The following is a 16,358-nucleotide window of genomic DNA, read 5'->3' on the forward strand; positions in this document are numbered from 1 at the left end:
GACGGCATCAGGGCTGTCCAATCACCGACCGCGCCACGTCACGGCGCTCAGACGTGAATAAATTTCCGGAAGAGGCCACAGCCATTTCTCGCGGATGAACCCGCACCGTCGACGCCGGCCCCGCCACGACGGCGCTGCGCTGCGCTACCTGGCCCAGTGGCGCAAATACGTCGAACTCACTGAACACCGAGCCCGTAGAGGCGAATTCAACCCCCACGCAGGCTGTCCATGTTGCGACGAACTCGCGCACGAGGACGGCCGCGGACAGCTCGAAAGCATGATGCGCAACGGTGGGCGGCGCGCTCATCGGCTGAGAGTGGCTGTCGCAAGACTCGACGAACGCTTCCGCGCGGCGACCGTCGAAAAGGGAACTGATGCTTGGCAATCGGCTCCCTGGTGGGAACGCCGCAAGGTATTAGAGCCGTAGCCCGAATTAGGTTGTCGTCAACCCTTTTAGCGCTTTGTGACCAGTCCGCCCGGTGGGTTTTCGTCCACGTCCTTGAGGATCAGCTCACGCACCGAGGTACGTGTTCCGTACGGTCGCAGCATGCTGCTGGCCGGCCGCGGGCGCACGTGCTGCGGCCACCAGAACCAGCGCCCGAGCAAGGTGGCCAGCGACGGTGTCATGAACGACCGCACGATCAAGGTGTCGAACAACAGGCCCAGCGCGATCGTCGTACCCACCTGGGCCATCACCCGCAGCGGGCTGAACGCGAACGTGGCCATGGTGGCGGCGAACACCAGTCCGGCGGCGGTGACCACGGAGCCCGAACCGGCCATCGCGCGGATCGTCCCCGTCTTGAGCCCGGCGTGGATTTCCTCCTTGAACCGCGATATCAGCAGCAGGTTGTAGTCCGAGCCCACCGCCAGCAGCAGGATGACCGCCATCGCCAGCACCATCCAGTGCAACTTGATCCCCAGGATGTACTGCCACAGGAGCACGGAGAGTCCGAACGAGGCGCCCAGCGACAGCAACACCGTGCCGACGATCACGCATGCCGCAACGGCGCTTCGGGTGATTATCAACATGATGACGAAAATCAGTGTGGCCGCGGCAATTCCGGCGATCAACAAGTCGATGTTGGAGCCGTCGTGCATGTCCTTGTACGTCGCGGCGGTACCGCCGAGGTAGACGTTGGCGCCCTCCCAGGGTGTGCCCTTGATCGCCTCGTGCACGGCCTGCTTGATCGGTTCGATGTGGCTGACGCCCTCAGGGGTCGCCGGGTCGCCTTCATGCGAGATGATCAACCGGACAGCGTGCCCGTCCGGCGAGATGAACTGTTTGAGACCCCGCGCAAAGTCCGGGCTCTTGAACGCCTCCGGCGGCAGGTAGAACGTGTCGTCGTTCTTGGATTTGTCGAAGGCGTCGCCCTGCGCGGTGGCGTTGTCGGCCTGCGCTTTCGCCTGGTCGTTGAGACCCTTGGTGATCGCGTAGTTCGACATGATCGTGTCGAGGTTGTGCTGCTGGCTCTCGATCTGCGGCGGGATCAGCGCCACCAGCTTCGGTTGGATCTGATCCAGCTTGTCCAGATTCGCGCTGAGGTTCACGATGTTCTCAGCCACCTGGTCGATGCCGTCGAGCGCGTTGAAGACCGACCGGATTGCCCAGCAGACCGGGATGTCGTAACAGTGCTTCTCCCAGTAGAAGTAGCTACGGATCGGCCGGAGGAAGTCGTCGAAGTTCGCGATGTCGTCACGCAACTTCTCGGTGATCTCCACTGTTTGCTTGGTGAGCCTGGTGGTTTCGTGCGTGGTGTTGCTCAGATCCTGGGTGACCTGCATCTGCTCATGCAGCGTTGCCATCGTCTTCTTGAGCTCGTCGGCCTGGTTCAGCAGGTTGCTCGCCTGCTCTTCCTGATAGTGCTGCGTCTGTAGCCGCGCCGCGGATTGTGCGCCCATCTGAAAACCGAGGGTGCTGTGGTCGAGCGGCGTGCCCAACGGCCGGGTGATGGTCTGCACTCGGCCGATACCGGGGATGTGGAAGATCGCCTTGGCGACCTTGTCCAGGACGATGAAGTCGGCCGGGTTACGCAGGTCGTGATCGGTCTCGATCATCAACAGCTCGGGATTCAGCCGAGCCTGGTTGAAGTGCCGGTCGGCAGCCGCGTAACCGACATTGGCCGGGGTGTCCGCCGGCAGGAAGTGGCGGGTGTCGTAGTCCGTCTTGTAACCGGGCAGCGCGAGCAGGCCGACCAATGCGGCGGCAATCGTCACCGCGAGAACCGGCGCGGGCCAGCGGACGATGGCGGTGCCGATGCGTCGCCACCCCCGGGTCTGCAGCTGTCGCTTCGGGTCCAAGAGCTTGAAGAACGACGCCACGGTCAGGATCGCCGGTGCCAGAGTCAAGGCCGCGAGGACCGCGACCAGCATGCCGACGGCGCAGGGTATGCCGAGGGAGGAAAAATAGGGCAACCGGCAGAAGCTCAGGCAGTACATCGCCCCGGCGATGGTTAGCCCCGAACCCAGCACGACATGCGCCGTGCTGTGGAACATCGTGTAGAACGCTTTCACGCGGTCTTCGCCCTGACCGCGGGCCTCGTGGTACCGGCCGACCACAAAGATCGCGTAGTCCGTTCCGGCGGCGATCGCCATTAGCACGAGCATGTTGTTGGCGAACGTCGAAAGCCCCATGATGCCGTAATTGCCCAGCGTCGCGACGACACCGCGGGCCGCGGCCAATTCGATGAAGACCATGACCAGCATGACCAGCATGGTGATCACCGACCGATAGACCCACAGCAGCATCACGATAATCACCAGGAAGGTGATCATGGTGACTGTCGCAACGCCCTTCTCACCCGCGTGCGACTGATCGGCAAACAGCGGACCCGCCCCGGTGACATAAGCCTTGATCCCCGGCGGCGCGGGTACCGATTCGATGATCTTGCGGACGGCGTCCGTGGATTCGCCGGACATGGCGCTGCCCATGTTGCCGGCGAGGTAAACCTGGACGTACGCGGCCTTCTGGTCGTGGCTCTGGGAGCCCGCAGCGGTCAGCGGATCACTCCAGAAATCCTGGATGTGCTGGACATGCTTCTTGTCCTGCTCGAGTCGCTTGACGATCTCGTCGTAGTAGCGGTGGGCGTCCGCCCCCAGCGGCTTGTCGCCCTCCAGCAGGATCATGGCAGAGCTGTCGGTATTGAACTCTTTGAACGTCGATCCGACGCGCATCATCGACTGGAAGGACACCGCGTCCTTGGGGCTCTGCGACACCGATTGGCTCTTGGAGACAACCTCGAGCTGCGGGGAAATGGTGTTGGTGACAAAGACGATGCCCAACCACACCAGGACGATCGGCAGCGCAAGCCGATGGATCATCCGCGGCAGGAACGGCGGGATCAGTGGCTGATCGACGCGCGGCGCGGGTGCCTCGGTGGTCTCGCTCATGCGGACTTGTCCAGGCAGTAGACGAAGGCATTCACCGTTTCGTTGGGGGGCGAGTGATTAGCGCCCTTGATCACAGCACCGCGCCCGTCATGGTTGTCCACAACGAATTGGCAGGCAATCCAACTCCCGTCTCCTTGCGCTACCAGGTTTGCCGGGATACCGGGCTTGGTTGAACTCAAGACTGTGCTCCAGGGCAAGGTGACGTTGAGGGCCTGCTGCGGATGGGAGTTTTCATCTAAGTAGTTGACGGTCGCCGTGCTGCCCGGTGAGCCCCAGACCTGGAGGGTGATGGTCTTGGCGTTGAACTGGTCGAGGACCTCGCCCGACGTGCCACCACCGAACGAACCGGCGTGGACCCCGAAGATTCCGTGCAGTCGGTACACCATGAAACCCGAGAGAGCGACGACGGCCACAATAGTGAGGACGAGCCAGAACCGGCTGAACAGGCCTTTTTTCTGGGCGCGCGGTGGACGGGGTTCTTCCTCGCCGCGTGGCGCAGCCTTGGGATCTCGCGACTCTGTCCATGGCTTGGTGGTCGTCATGGGCGCTTTCCTAACCAGGGACGAAGGCTACTCGGATTGCTTAGCTAAGAGTAAGCTTAGACGCTCTAACCTACACCGCGATGGTCCGGGCCTCATGTTGTGAATTATGAGTGTGATGCGCGAACGCCGTACTTAGCTTCCCGGCCTTTGGGCGCACGTTGACTCTAGCGAGGCCGCCCCACCCGGTGCTCCTGCACTCGCGGGTGGGGCGGCTCACAGGCGCGCGCGGGCCGCTGCCCTCGCTGGGCGGGTATTGCTGCATCTCGGCGAACTTGGAGGACACGCAATGAGCGAGGAAACGCAACGCCAACTCGGCTCGCACAACAGCCCGATCGAAGACAAGCTCGAAGATGCTTTCACCAGGATGCTGAGTGAGGGAGCGCAGCGCCTGCACCGAACCTGGCGCGGTCTTTTGGTCACCGGCTTCTTCGGCGGCACCGAGGTCGCGCTGGGCGTGCTTGCCTACCTGGCGGTCCTAGATGCCACCCACCGGCCGCTGCTGGCGGGCTTGGCGTTTTCGATTGGCTTCTTGGCCCTGCTGTTGGGCCACAGTGAGTTGTTTACCGAGGGTTTCCTGGTGCCAGTCACGACCGTGGCGGCCAAGCGCGCCAGCTTCGTTCAGCTATTCAAGCTGTGGGGAGGGACCCTGTTCGCGAATCTCGTTGGCGGCTGGGTAGTGATGTGTCTGATCATGGTCGGATTTCCTCAGCTGCGCGCCCAGACCGTTGAATCGGCGACCCACTTCGCCACCGCGCCGATGTCGGCGCAAACTATGTCGCTGGCCGTGCTCGGTGGTATGGCGATCACGTTGATGACCCGGATGCAGCACGGCACGGACTCGATGACGGGAAAGATCGCCGCGGCCGTTGCTGTTGCTTTCCTGCTCGCTGGTCTGCAGTTGTTTCATTCAATCCTGGACTCCCTACTGATTTTCGGCGCATTGATTACCGGTCGCGCACCGTTCGGCTATTTCGACTGGCTGACCTGGTTCGGCTACACCGTCGCTGGAAACATGTTGGGCGGGTTGCTGTTTGTCACTCTGTTGCGACTGCTGCGGAGCACGGATCGACTGCGGGAAGAACGAGCCGACGCCGAGGCCTCGTGACGGCCACCGCCTTATTCGTCCGGGCAGAATTCAGCGAGTAGCGGATGGCACCAACCGCTTTGCCAGGTACGGGGCCGTGCGGCTGTCCTTAGCGCGAGCCACCTCCGTAGGCGGACCCGCCGCAACGACGCGACCGCCGTCGCCGCCGGCTCCTGGCCCCAAGTCGATCACCCAGTCCGCGCCCGCGACCATCCGCATGTCGTGTTCGGCCACCACGACGGTATTGCCCGCGTCGACCAGGCGATGCAGTTGACGATCGAGCAAATCCACATCGGCGGGGTGAAGCCCGGTGGTCGGCTCGTCGAGGACGTAGAGGGTGTGTCCTCGCCGCGGCCTCTGCAATTCGGAGGCCAGCTTGATCCGCTGCGCCTCACCACCTGACAGCTCGGTCGCGGGCTGTCCGAGTCGGAGATATCCCAATCCGACCTCTCGCAACGTGGTCAGGCTGCGCGCAGCCTTCGTGACGTCGGCAAGAAAGTCCGAGGCCTCGTCGACGGTCATCGCGAGCACGTCGGCGATCGTCCGATCGCGGTATCGCACTTCGAGTGTCTCGTCGGAGTAACGCGCTCCTCGACACGCCGGGCAGGTGGCGTATGTGCCTGGCAGAAAAAGCAATTCGACCGAAACGAACCCCTCTCCCTGACAAGTGGGACACCGACCTTCGGCCACGTTGAAGGAAAACCTGCCCGCCGTCCACCCGCGGCGACGAGCCTTTGGGGTCGCGGCGAATTCGTGACGAACGGCGTCGAACAAACCGGTGTAGGTCGCCAGTGTCGAGCGCGGCGTGCGCCCAATCGGACGCTGGTCGACAGCAACCAGCCGATTGATCTGCTCGACACCTTCTGCCGTCACGCCGATGCTCGCGTCACGATCGAGATCGGCGATCTCGGTGTCGGTTTCGTCGTCGTCGCTTGCGGCCGGTTCGGCTGCGCGTCCGTTGCCGTGATGGCTGTTCACGACGTCGCCGAGGACCTTGACGACGAGCGTCGACTTGCCCGAACCGGACACTCCGGTGACCGCGCTGTACGCACCAAGTGGCAGGTCCACGTCGAGATCTTTGAGATTGTGAAAGGAGATCCCGCGCAGCCGCAGCCACCCGGACGGCGTCCGAGTTTGACGAGCCAGCGGCCTTGCCTCCTCGAATAGGTACCTACGAGTGACCGACTCCTCGATGTCGGCGAGGCCCGGCACCGGCCCGCTGTACAGCACGTCCCCGCCACACTCCCCCGCCCCGGGCCCCACGTCGACGACCCAGTCGGCACGGCGTACCACGTCCATGTCGTGCTCGACGACGAAGAGCGAATTGCCCGCGCGCCGCAGGCGATCCAGCACATCGAGGAGCGGCTCGGCGTCTGCGGGGTGCAGTCCGGCCGACGGCTCGTCGAGCACATAGAGCACACCGAACAGGCCGGCACGCAGCTGCGTGGCCAGCCGTAACCGCTGCAGTTCGCCCGGCGACACCGTCGGAGTGCGGCGACCGAGCGTGAGATAGCCGAGGCCGAGATCGATGAGCACCTGCAGGCGTGCCACGAGATCGGCCGCGATCATGGTCGCTACGTCCGTCAGCTCACCGGAGTTTGTTGACTCGTATGCAGCGGCGGCATCGGTCCGAGAAGCCGTCGGGCGCAATGTATCAGCGAGGTCGGTCAACGGAATCGCCACGTAGTCGGCGATCGTGCGCCCGGCGAAAGTCACCTGCAACGCCTCCGGCCGAAGCCCGGAACCGCCACATGTCGGGCACTCGACGCTGTCGACGAACTGCAGTACGCGGCGACGCATCATCGCGCTCTGGGAGTTGGCCAGCGTGTGGCGGACATGGCGTTCGGCGCTGGAGAACGTGCCGTTGTAGTAATAGTCGGCCTGCACAGGGTGCTGGCTGGGATCGATTTCGACCGTTGGCTGCTCATCGGTGAACAGAATCCAATCACGTTGCCGCTTAGGCAGTTTCCGCCATGGCCTATCGATGTCGTACCCCAGCGTGACCAGGATGTCCCGTAGGTTTTGGCCCTGCCACGCCCCCGGCCATGCGGCAACGGCGCCTTCGCGGATAGTCAGCGACGGGTCTGGCACCAGCGTCTCTTCGGTCACCCGATGGATTCGTCCCAGCCCGTGGCATTCGGGACACGCACCGACCGCGGTGTTCGGGGAGAACGCGTCGGAGTCCAGTCGTTCCGTGGTTCCCGGCGGGTAAGTTCCGGCGCGGGAGAACAACATCCTGAGCAGGTTCGACAGCGTGGTGACGGTGCCGACCGTCGACCGCGACGTCGCCGAACCGCGGCGCTGCTGTAGCGCGACGGCGGGCGGTAGTCCGGTGATGTCATCGACCTTCGGCGCCCCAGAGGGCAAGAGCAGGCGTCGGGCGTACGGAGCGACGGATTCGAAGTAGCGGCGCTGGGCCTCGGCGTAGATGGTCCCGAAGGCCAACGACGATTTGCCTGATCCGGAGATTCCGGTGAAGGCGACCAGCGCGTCGCGGGGCGCTACGACGTCGACGCCCCGCAGGTTGTGGACCCGGGTTCCGTAAACCCGCACGCAGGGGTCGACGTCGTCTGTGCTGCTGTAGGGCGTTTGTGTCATCGTGATCAGGTCTGTACCCGCGCTGCAGCTGCGCAAGCACGGACGTTCGCTGCTCAACCAGGTGCCGGACGCATCATTGTCACGCGTAGGCCGGTTTCATTGAATTCCTGATGCGCGCTCAGGTCGCAGTGATCGTTCTGACAAAACCTTCATCGTCGAAGCGAAGAGTCTGTCGCACGTAAGCGCGTAGGCCCACTCTCGGAGCATCGTGGCACGCTTCCGGTTTCGGCTTACAAGTTATATAACCACGAAAGACGATATGCATTGGAGGAAGGCGCCAGAAGGTCGTAGTAGAATCCCAAAACAATTTGGGTTTGCATACCAAAATACACTCATGTGCAAAGAAGCACGAGGCAAAGATTCGGCCTTCGTTCTGCAACGCTAGGCTACGTGTCGGTACGACGAAAGCGTTCTAACAGCAGGAAGCGCACTGAGTCACCGTGCCTGCTGGGCAAACGCAATAATTGCAGCAACCATTCTTCTGTATGTAATCCACCATCTTGGGGTCTTGCGATGAGTACACGACAATGAACCCCTTTGAGGTCCGCTCGATGCTCTCGTCCAAATTGTGACTCTGGACCGCATCCCACACTGGGTCGCATTTCTCGCCGGTCTTGGAGCTCGTGAAATTGTTCTGAGCATTTTTGTATTCGTCTGCTGCGCCGTGCAAGGCTGTAACAGTGTTTTGGTCATTGGCCATCTCAATGACAATTAGTCCATCTTTCGTGTGTACTGGTTCCACATAAGCCCCGCCGTCCTTAGCAATCTGTTTTATCTTTGCGAGGATCTGAGTTCTCGGACATGCACTGTTGACACCCGACGCCCGCGCAGACGCAGTGGTTGACGTCGATGTAGCAGTGGAGGTCTTGGTGCTGGGACCGCAGCCCAACAGTGAAAAGCTCAGCGCGACAGTGCTGATTCCAATCCAGGCTACTGCTGTCGGCGTCTTCATCGGATGTACCCCCACGCGATGTTTTTCGCCATCTCACTTTCTCCTTCGAGGTGCTGATGATTCAGCGGATTTGGCCGCCAGAGTTTCACGTTCCTTCCGTGAGCGCTCAGACAATAGAGTCTTTAGCCTCCGCGTTGAGGTGGCTTGCCCCTGAAACACGCAGCTGATTCCACTCGTTTAGGTCACGCGGTTGACGACACAACGGCGACCGAGGAGGCCCAACAGCCAAACTGCACAAACACTCGGTAGAGCGGGCAGGGCTCGAACCCGCGACCAACGGATTACCGGTTGGCGGCGCCGCTTATCGCAGCTGGATCGTGACCGCATTGATGGTGCTGTTGAACGGGAACGTGCCGTCGTAAGTATCGGCGGCCGGTGTTCCGCCATCGATGCCGATGTCGACTCCCTCGTCCGCGCTGAACCCGAAGGGCACAGTGCGTTCGATGCGCGCGTCACCGACGCGGCGACCGTCGAGCAGCAACTTCGCCACGCCGCCTTTGCCTAAACCGCCACCGTCGTAGTCGAATTCGATCGAGACGGTGGCTTCGCCGGCGGGCAGAATTTCCGATGCGGTGATGGTGGTGTACGTCGACCCGAAATAGTTGTAGGTGAACGTGGGCCGCCCGTTCTGCACATACAGCGACAGCCCCGCGAAATAGCCGCCGGCTGCGAGCAGAACGCCTTCCACGGCTGTGCCGCCCGGCGTGTCGATCGTCGCGGTGATCGAATACGACCGGTTGAACGTGCTGCGAATGATGTCCTCGGGCATGCGAATAGCGCCCTGACTGAACGAGATGGAAGACCGCTGCCCCAGAATGGTGGGACGGGCACCCATCGCGCGGATCGGTCCGCGGTCGTCGAGGGGAAAGACGGCGTTCTTCTCGGCTTCGGCGTCGAATAATGCCTGTAGTTCGGCGAGCTTGTCCGGGTATTGGGCGGATAGGTCGACCGCTTGGCTGTAGTCGCGGCTCAGGTCGTAGAGCTCCCAGCGGTCATCGCTGAACTCCGGCAGAGGGCTTTTCTTCCACTGGATTTTGCCGTGGTAGGTGCATGCGATCCAATTCTCGTGATAGATCCCGCGGGTGCCTTGGATCTCGAAATACTGTGTGCGGCGACGATCTTCGGCTGCGGCACTGTCGAAGGTGTACGCGATACTGAGGCCGTCGTAGGGCCTTTGGGCCACACCGTGGACAACCGTCGGCGCCGGGATGCCGGCGGCCTCTAGAATGGTGGGGGCAATGTCGATGACGTGGTGAAACTGGGAACGCAGCCCGCCCCTGTCGGTAAGTCGCTCGGGCCAGGTCACAATCATCGGGTTGCGGGTGCCGCCGAAGTGGCTGGCGAACTGCTTGGTGAATTGGAAGGGCGTGCACATCGCCCACGCGAATCCGACCGGATACTCGTTGCTGGCCTTCGGCCCGCCGAATTCGTCCATCTTCGACAGCACAACCGCGACGTCCTCCTGGAGTCCGTTCAGTGCCACCATTTCGTTGAAGACACCATCGATTCCGCCGGCCGGCGCGGCTCCGTTGTCGCCGATGATGTAGAAGAACAGCGTGTTGTCCCATTCGGACATGTCTTTGAGCGCCGCGACGATGCGCCCGATCTCGTAGTCGGTATGGGCCAAGAAGCCCGCGTAGACCTCCATGAGCCGTGAGGCGATGCGCTGCCGATCCGGCGAGATCGAGTCCCATGCGGGAATGGACTCGTGGCGAGGTGTCAACTCCGCGTCCGCGGGGATCACCCCCAGCTGCTTCTGGCGAGCGAAGATCTGCTCGCGTAGCGCGTCCCAGCCCTGGACAAACTGGCCTCGGAAGGGCTCGCTCCACTCGGGTGCGACGTGGTGCGGTGCGTGGGTCGCGCCGGGGGCCCAGTAGGCGAAAAACGGCCGGTCCGGTGAGATGGACCGCTGCCGGTGCACCCATTCGATCATCCGATCGGCGAGATCGGTTGTGAGATGGTAGTTCTCGACGTTTTCGGGACGCTCGATCGGCGTCGTCCCGTGATAGAGGCCGGGGTTGTATTGGTGCGCTTCACCGCCCATGAACCCGTAGAACTCTTCGAAACCCATGCTCGTCGGCCACCGGTCGAACGGGCCGCTGGGGCTCACTTCCCAGACCGGGGTGTTGTGCCACTTTCCGAACGCCGCGGTGCTGTAGCCGTTGAGCCGCAACGTCTCGGCAACCGTGGCGGCCGATCTCGGGATGATGCTGTTGTAGCCGTCGTATCCGGTGGCCCACTCGGTGATATTGCCGGTGTTCACCACATGATGATTCCGGCCCGTGAGCAATGCTGCCCGCGTCGGCGAACACAGCGCGGTGGTGTGGAAGCGGTTGTACCGCAGACCTTCCCGTGCCAACGCGTCACCGGTTGGCGATGGGACCGGACCGCCGAATGTCGCGGTGGCCCCGAACCCCACATCGTCGAGCAGGACGATCACGACATTCGGTGCGCCCTGCGGCGGCCGGATGGGCGTGATCGTGGGCATCACCGAATCAGAAATCGTTCGTGCCGCTCTGCCGCCCGTCGGTGTGTCAGGGAGCGGCAGCGTGGTGCGATCGAGCTCGCTCGTAACCTCTTGCGCCATAGGACCGCACCTTATAGCTGAACCGCGCCGCGTTGCCCGGTGAACGTGCCTTCGCCGGCGCGCCGAGTAGTCACATACTGCGCTGCCACGACCGATACACGATCCGACCGACCGTCGCGGGATCGGGCTCAGGTGCGGTGATCGAGGCGTCGAGGCCCGAATGATCGGCGAGGCGAAGAACTTCGCGGAGGTGGAACGCCACGTCGCCCTCGGCGTCGCGATCGGGGTGCTTGAAGTACTGGGTGTGCGCCGTCCCCGGGCGAAGCCGTTCGGGTCGGTTACCGCTGACCGCGATCTCGCGGATGCCCGGTCCGAACAACGGGCGAAGCACGCCGCCGAACCAGTCCCCGCGGACGCTGCCCCGGCGCACCGGAAACCAGATGTTGGTCCAGCGGGTCACGGCGAACGCGGACTGCGCTCCCAGCACACCGGGCGCACCGTAGTTCGCCGGTCCGTTCCCCACGGTGTCGACAGGCAACGCCTCCGACCGAGGGGGGCAACTGACCACCACGCCCCTGCGGGTAAGCCCGTCGAACAACTCGCGCCGCCGCCCGTCGGAGGAGCTGAGACCGCCGAGGATCGGCGGTCGCGCTACGAACAGGTCGGCCAGCGCCATCGGTGTACCGACAGTTACGAAATCTGTTATTCGCCAAGGGTTTCCCTGCGCTCGCACGTCCTGCCACAGGCCGAACTGCATGGCCCGGAAATCGTCGAGTGCGGCCTGCGAGTCGGCGTCGGCCGCCAGCCGGTCGGCAGCTTTCTCGAGGCCGCCCAACGACTTGAGGCCGCCGGGACCCTCGGCCGGTGCCGCGCGGAGTTCGTGCGTTTCGTCCCACAACGTCGTCAGGGCGTCATAGGCGATATAGCCGCCGATGCCGTGTCCGACCACGACGATGCGTGCGTAGCGGCCTTGGTGCAGCGTGTTCAACAGGTCGACGAGCCCACCCCGGATCGCCCGCCGGGCCGCGTGAGATTCGGGCAACGGGTCGAAGTAACGGGCGACGTTGACAAAGCCCATCGTGAGAAAGCTGCGGGTCAACGCACGCGGCGCGATGCGGAGCAAGGCCAGCCCGATGGTCACCACCACCACGCTGGTGGCGAGGCCGATGATCCATCCGGCCACCCCGGTGTGGAGGAAGTAGCCGCCCACCACAAACAGCACCGCCAGCACGGTGAGCGGGACGAGCAGAGCCAGCCAGATCAGGCGCCAGATACCAAACAACTGGTCGGGCACGTGCCGAGGTCGGCGGAGGAACACCCGCGCGAGCGCTGCCATGAATCCGGCATACCGGGGGCTCTTCATCAGAAACGACCAGTCGTACTCGAAGAGTTCGACTCCGATCGACGGCGCAACGTAGCGGCGCGCCTCGTAGGAATCCGTGATCTCGATGGGATGGGAGTAGTACTCCCAACCTTTATCGCAGGGGCGTAATACCGTCTTGGCGAAGTCGTCGAAGGTGTCCATTGGCCGGCGCTCGCGCAGACCATGCACGAAGACCACGGCGGTACGTACTGTGGTGTCGGCGCTCAATCGTCCTCCCGGGACAGTGCACCGAGCAGGCTAACAGGTTTGCCACCGCTGGCATCTGGTGCGGACAACTCGCCGGCCGATGCGACCGGTGCAACGTGCGACACTCCCACTTTCTCGGCGACCTGCGAAATCGACGACCCACCACCGATCACCGCCAACACGGCCGCAGACCGCAGCCCGGCCACGTGCAGCAACTCCCTCATCTCGGGAGTGTCAAGGATCAACCGAAGTAGCTGTCAACCATCAGCCGAAACACTGTCAGCCATCACCCGAAACCGGGATGTTGAGCATCAACCGAGGTATCACATGGCCTGAAGTGGGGCGGGCGGGGCTCGAAGCCGCGACCAACGGATTATGAGTCCCTTTTCAGCGACTCGCTGACCAGCACAGATAGTTAGCTGGTCGATGCTATACGAGCTGCTAGACAGCAAAAGTCTGCCCTGCCAATACGGGCGCGGTACGCCTCCGGTACGGCTACAAATCGCCCTCGGTCGCCGGTAAAACGCCGGTACAGCCACGCGGTTGCAATCTAGGTACGGCGCGTCTCAGCGTGAAGACATGCCGTGCGATGCGACGATTGCCACGTGGACGAGAAGCGGTATCAGATCTTCGTGAGCTCCACCTACAAGGACCTCACCGAAGAGCGCGCCGCTGTAATCCAAGCGATCTTGAACCTCGAACACTTCCCGGCCGGCATGGAGTTGTTCCCAGCTGCAAACGACGACCAATGGACGCTCATCAAACAGGTCATTGATCAGAGCGACTATTACGTCGTTGTTGTCGGAGGTCGCTACGGTTCGGTCAGCGCTGAAGGGATCAGCTACACCGAAATGGAGTATGACTATGCGGTTGAGACCGGTACTCCGATCCTTGGCTTGGTTCACGGTGAGCCCGACAAGATCGAGTCCGGCAAAACAGAGTCGACTCAGCGAGCGCGCAGAAAGTTAGCGGAGTTCCGCGCGAAAGTCCAGACGCGGATGGTCAAACATTTCACCAACCCTGATCAACTGGGTGGGCAAGTTATAACCAGTCTGAACCGCGAGATCAAAAACAGCCCGCGCACAGGCTGGGTTCGTGGCGACAAGGCTATGACTGTCGAGACCGAGCGCGAAATGCTCGATCTGAGACAAAAACTCGCACAGGCGGAATCAGAGCGCGCAGACGCTCAGCGCGCCTTGGTCGCAGATACGTCGGAACTGGCTCAGGGCAACGATAAGATCGTTATCCCGTTGACTGTGGTCGGGCGCGACAAGACCAAGGCAGGTACCAAAGAACAATGGACTAAGTATCAAAAGCGGGTCGAAGTGGCGATGACTTGGGATGACCTGTTCGGCGACATTGCCGCCTTGATGATCGACGAAGCAACTGAAGACGACGTCCGTAGGCGAACGGAACTCACGATCTACCAATGGGCGACCCCGGAACAGGACAAGGTGTACGAAAACCTTGTCGAGCGCCAACTGAGCATCTATGACGACGACTGGGATTCGATCGTTCTTCAGTTCCGCGCTCTCGGACTAATCGACAAGGGTCAAAAGAAGCGACCGGTCAACGACCATCGAAAGTACCTCGCGCTGACCGGCATGGGTGATCGACACCTCACCTTTCTTCGAGCCCTTCGACGGGATAAAGACCACCCTAATTCGCCTGCCGCCCAAATAAACTGATCACGTTCCTCGGTATTCGGCTGGTTTCGCAGGGGCAGGCGGCGCGGGCAGGCCAGCAAAGGAGGCGGGATGCTCAGACAGCGGCTCTTGTGGGGCGGAACGACAATCACCACGTTGGTGCTGGGTTTCTTGGCGTACGCACAGGTCGAAAATCACCTTGCTCGCTGGGTGTCCTGCATCGTTTTCGGCCTGCTCTGCATCGCGTCGATAATTATGATCCCATGGGGCCAGACCGACGACGGTTCCGCACGACGAATAGTTGACATGCGATCTGGTAAGGGTTCTCCAACGAACGTCGCCGGAGAAAGGTCACCGCAGTTATATAGCAAGGGCCAGCATGCGATTCAAGCCCACACCGACTCCGGGACAATCAATATCCATGTGTCGGAGGACCAGGCGCGTCAGACGTCGATCAACACAGGCAAATCGGCCTTATTACCGGAGATCCATTCGATCGGTATGCCCGACGCGAGGGCAACCGCCGAGGAAATAATGAACCGCCGTCTGGTCGAGTTCACTGAGACGGTGTTGGAGCGCATAAATGTAAAGGATCCAGATTTATTTTCGCGATTCGCAGATCCGAGATTTCTGGCGCCGCTCGCACGAGCCCATCGAAGCTATGCCGAAATTGGCGACAGAGAGCTCGGAAAACTTCTCGCGGGCCTACTCGCCGACACCGCGGCGGAACCAATTCGGACTACTAAAGAAATCGTCCTTCGTCGTGCAATCGACTGCGCGCCACTGTTGACGCAGTTGCAGATGGCCTGCCTGGCCGTCAACTTATTGATCACGAAATCCCGAGTAGAGCCCAATTCACTCGAAGAGCTCCTCGACCATTGGTTGACGAAATTCGCTCCTTTCTTCGACGTCATCACCACAAGGCAGTTTGACTACAGTTACATCGGAACTACGGAAGCAGGCAGCTTCAAAATCGGGCACTCCCTGTCGATCTATCAATACCTCCACTATGTTTATGCAAACGTTATGTATCCACCGTTCAAATTAAGCGAACTTCCACCGCAGTTAGCTAAAATGGGCGCTGAACCACCGTTCGTCGCTAGAGTGTCCGATCCCCGGACATCCGGTGACGGATCACCGCGCTTTCGACTCAATCAAGAAATGGCAGATCGAACCATCTGCCGACCTTTCTTATTGCACAGCACTTTGGATTCTACAGAATTTGAAATTCTGCATTTTGCCCAAGGACGCTCCATGTCGGCTGACAGTTTTTCGAGAAACGATTGCCAAAGACTATCCACAACTAGCTACGTTCTTCGGCAAACTTGCATCGACGAATGCACTGGACCTGGAGCTGTCGCCGGTCGGCGTCATGCTGGCGCGGCACGAAATTGAGAAGCATTGGCCAGAGGATGCGGCCGGGATCGACGCCACATTCTTCCAGCCCGCTTAAACCCACGACAGCACACAACATTTCGGGCATCGCGTCGAGCGCCGTCATCGCGATCCGCTGCGCGCGTCGTCCGTGTCGCACCACGCCTCGCATCGGAACGCTATGAGTTAGCTAGCGCGCCAACGTCACCGCCGGGATTTCGCCGCGCGCCGCGACGACGCCGCGACGGGAGCCCGATCGGACCGATCTGGCACCGCAGAATAGCCTCTACCAGTCCTTATACGGTAGGGCGGGCGGGGCTCGAACCCGCGACCAACGGATTATGAGTCCGCGGCTCTAACCAACTGAGCTACCGCCCCTGGTATTCAACGGGTTCGACCTTAGCCCCAGCTCGCACTCCCGGCGAAGCCGTGGTGCTTAGTCTGCGCCTCGTCCCGTCGCTTGCTGCAGCTCATCGATGAGCTCCGAGGCTTTTGCTTTCGTTAGGTCGTCGGGAACATCCCGGCCGGCCTCCTGAGCCAGCGTGTGCAGGTAACTGCGCTGCGGCCCGGTCATCGGCTCGTCGCCGGTCACCCATTCCGACGTGTCTTTTTCGGGAGTCTCCTGCGGCGCGGCTTGCGTGTTGTTTGTCATGGACGACGGAATATCCATCGCACATG

Annotated in this window: 11 protein-coding genes and 1 tRNA gene; 3 read left to right on the plus strand and 9 right to left on the minus strand. The window is 61.8% G+C overall.

Annotated elements, in window-relative coordinates; translation table 11 throughout:
* Positions 1 to 7 precede the first annotated feature (7 nt).
* The 3 genes from AC5Y5O_RS04865 to AC5Y5O_RS04875 form a co-directional block, all read right to left on the minus strand.
* On the minus strand, positions 8 to 307 hold the full coding sequence (locus AC5Y5O_RS04865) for a hypothetical protein (protein ID WP_096289013.1): 300 nt from the start codon (positions 305 to 307) through the stop codon (positions 8 to 10).
* A gap of 146 nt (positions 308 to 453) precedes the next feature.
* Positions 454 to 3,387 carry an MMPL/RND family transporter gene (locus tag AC5Y5O_RS04870; RefSeq protein WP_096289015.1) on the minus strand — a complete coding sequence of 978 codons (2,934 nt, stop codon included), beginning with the start codon at positions 3,385 to 3,387 and terminating at the stop codon, positions 454 to 456.
* A complete protein-coding gene (locus AC5Y5O_RS04875; protein ID WP_096289017.1) occupies positions 3,384 to 3,929 on the minus strand; it encodes an MmpS family transport accessory protein in 546 nt (181 codons plus the stop codon). The genes AC5Y5O_RS04870 and AC5Y5O_RS04875 overlap by 4 nt, the downstream gene beginning before the upstream one ends.
* Before the next feature lie 286 nt (positions 3,930 to 4,215).
* Here AC5Y5O_RS04875 and AC5Y5O_RS04880 point away from each other — a divergent pair, with 286 nt between their 5' ends.
* Positions 4,216 to 5,034, plus strand: a complete 819-nt coding sequence (locus AC5Y5O_RS04880) for a formate/nitrite transporter family protein (RefSeq protein ID WP_096289019.1) — start codon at positions 4,216 to 4,218, stop codon at positions 5,032 to 5,034.
* A gap of 30 nt (positions 5,035 to 5,064) precedes the next feature.
* Here the strand turns inward: AC5Y5O_RS04880 and AC5Y5O_RS04885 are convergent, their stop codons facing one another.
* The 4 genes from AC5Y5O_RS04885 to AC5Y5O_RS04900 form a co-directional block, all read right to left on the minus strand.
* Positions 5,065 to 7,611, minus strand: coding sequence for an excinuclease ABC subunit UvrA (locus AC5Y5O_RS04885; protein ID WP_096289021.1), 2,547 nt, complete (start codon positions 7,609 to 7,611; stop codon positions 5,065 to 5,067).
* A gap of 1,253 nt (positions 7,612 to 8,864) precedes the next feature.
* Positions 8,865 to 11,150, minus strand: coding sequence for an arylsulfatase (locus tag AC5Y5O_RS04890; RefSeq protein ID WP_500024007.1), 2,286 nt, complete (start codon positions 11,148 to 11,150; stop codon positions 8,865 to 8,867).
* A gap of 70 nt (positions 11,151 to 11,220) precedes the next feature.
* A complete protein-coding gene (locus AC5Y5O_RS04895; RefSeq protein WP_500024009.1) occupies positions 11,221 to 12,681 on the minus strand; it encodes a hypothetical protein in 1,461 nt (486 codons plus the stop codon).
* Positions 12,678 to 12,884, minus strand: coding sequence for a hypothetical protein (locus tag AC5Y5O_RS04900; protein WP_096287363.1), 207 nt, complete (start codon positions 12,882 to 12,884; stop codon positions 12,678 to 12,680). The genes AC5Y5O_RS04895 and AC5Y5O_RS04900 overlap by 4 nt, the downstream gene beginning before the upstream one ends.
* A gap of 381 nt (positions 12,885 to 13,265) precedes the next feature.
* Between AC5Y5O_RS04900 and AC5Y5O_RS04905 the strand changes: the two genes are divergently transcribed.
* Together AC5Y5O_RS04905 and AC5Y5O_RS04910 are read left to right on the plus strand one after the other, a co-directional pair.
* Complete coding sequence (locus tag AC5Y5O_RS04905; protein ID WP_500024012.1) at positions 13,266 to 14,348, plus strand: DUF4062 domain-containing protein; 1,083 nt, start codon at positions 13,266 to 13,268, stop codon at positions 14,346 to 14,348.
* Positions 14,349 to 14,417: 69 nt separating this feature from the next.
* A complete protein-coding gene (locus AC5Y5O_RS04910) occupies positions 14,418 to 15,701 on the plus strand; it encodes an LPO_1073/Vpar_1526 family protein (protein ID WP_500024014.1) in 1,284 nt (427 codons plus the stop codon).
* Positions 15,702 to 15,984: 283 nt separating this feature from the next.
* On the opposite strand, the gene AC5Y5O_RS04915 is transcribed toward AC5Y5O_RS04910, so the two are convergent.
* Both AC5Y5O_RS04915 and AC5Y5O_RS04920 read right to left on the minus strand, forming a co-directional pair.
* Positions 15,985 to 16,058, minus strand: a tRNA-Ile gene (locus AC5Y5O_RS04915).
* A gap of 58 nt (positions 16,059 to 16,116) precedes the next feature.
* Entirely contained in the window at positions 16,117 to 16,332 is a 216-nt protein-coding gene (locus AC5Y5O_RS04920) for a DUF3072 domain-containing protein (protein ID WP_500024016.1), read from the minus strand.
* Positions 16,333 to 16,358 lie beyond the last annotated feature (26 nt).

The organism is Mycobacterium sp. NGS40, from assembly GCF_059812735.1.

Excerpts from the sequence above, each read along its gene's own strand:
- AC5Y5O_RS04900 (WP_096287363.1), bottom strand. The coding sequence starts at position 12,884 with ATGAGGGAGTTGCTGCACGTGGCCGGGCTGCGGTCTGCGGCCGTGTTG.
- AC5Y5O_RS04910 (WP_500024014.1), top strand. The coding sequence starts at position 14,418 with ATGCTCAGACAGCGGCTCTTGTGGGGCGGAACGACAATCACCACGTTG.
- AC5Y5O_RS04890 (WP_500024007.1), bottom strand. The coding sequence starts at position 11,150 with ATGGCGCAAGAGGTTACGAGCGAGCTCGATCGCACCACGCTGCCGCTC.
- AC5Y5O_RS04880 (WP_096289019.1), top strand. The coding sequence starts at position 4,216 with ATGAGCGAGGAAACGCAACGCCAACTCGGCTCGCACAACAGCCCGATC.
- AC5Y5O_RS04885 (WP_096289021.1), bottom strand. The coding sequence starts at position 7,611 with ATGACACAAACGCCCTACAGCAGCACAGACGACGTCGACCCCTGCGTG.
- AC5Y5O_RS04865 (WP_096289013.1), bottom strand. The coding sequence starts at position 307 with ATGAGCGCGCCGCCCACCGTTGCGCATCATGCTTTCGAGCTGTCCGCG.
- AC5Y5O_RS04875 (WP_096289017.1), bottom strand. The coding sequence starts at position 3,929 with ATGACGACCACCAAGCCATGGACAGAGTCGCGAGATCCCAAGGCTGCG.
- AC5Y5O_RS04920 (WP_500024016.1), bottom strand. The coding sequence starts at position 16,332 with ATGACAAACAACACGCAAGCCGCGCCGCAGGAGACTCCCGAAAAAGAC.
- AC5Y5O_RS04870 (WP_096289015.1), bottom strand. The coding sequence starts at position 3,387 with ATGAGCGAGACCACCGAGGCACCCGCGCCGCGCGTCGATCAGCCACTG.